General features: G+C 60.7%; 1 protein-coding gene. It reads right to left on the bottom strand.

The window, feature by feature from the left end:
• Positions 1–431, bottom strand: a 431-nt coding sequence (locus tag BN2476_RS45170; protein WP_235851272.1) for a DUF2252 family protein, incomplete at its 3' end; no start/stop codon positions are given.
• Positions 432–568: the final 137 nt, after the last annotated feature.

Below are 568 nucleotides of genomic sequence, written 5' to 3'. Positions count from 1 at the left end.
GGCCCGAACAGAATTCGGCGCTCGGGGCTCGCGAACAGGCCGAAATTTGCCAGATGCGCATCGCCGCACAACTGGACGATGATTTCGGTGCGCGGCAATTGTGCAAGGTCGAACGCCATCAGCGCCGCCGCCCCACGATAAAACGCAAACGGACTTGCGACCATGCGGCCATAGCGTATGGGTATCAACGCAGGCAACCGTCCTTCGTTAGACGATTCAAGCAAAGCGATGACATCCCGCGCGGGCAGGTCGCAGCGTGCGAGGCTGGATCTCGGAAAACGGCTGCGGGCCGCTTTCCCCGCCATCACTCGCGAAGCGCGCGGCCCGCGCCCGTGAAATGGCGGTAGCGGATGTTCGCGTACATCCGTCGACGTAAGATCACAATGGCTGCCTGGTGTCTTCTCATTTGTCCGGTCGGCGATCCTGGCCACGTCTTGTGCTCTCCAGTGGACTATGTTGAAAACACGATCTAAGCGTTAGGAGCGGCCGCTACAGTCGCGTTCGGACTGGCGTCGCGGAGCGCATCTATCGCCGCGTCGACCGTCGGATAAATAGATTGGCGTCCTTC

Origin of the sequence: Paraburkholderia piptadeniae, from assembly GCF_900007165.1 — a bacterium.
Lineage (GTDB): Bacteria > Pseudomonadota > Gammaproteobacteria > Burkholderiales > Burkholderiaceae > Paraburkholderia > Paraburkholderia piptadeniae.
Note: the sequence above shows the minus strand (reverse complement) of the source record. Positions and strands in the feature narration are given on the sequence as shown.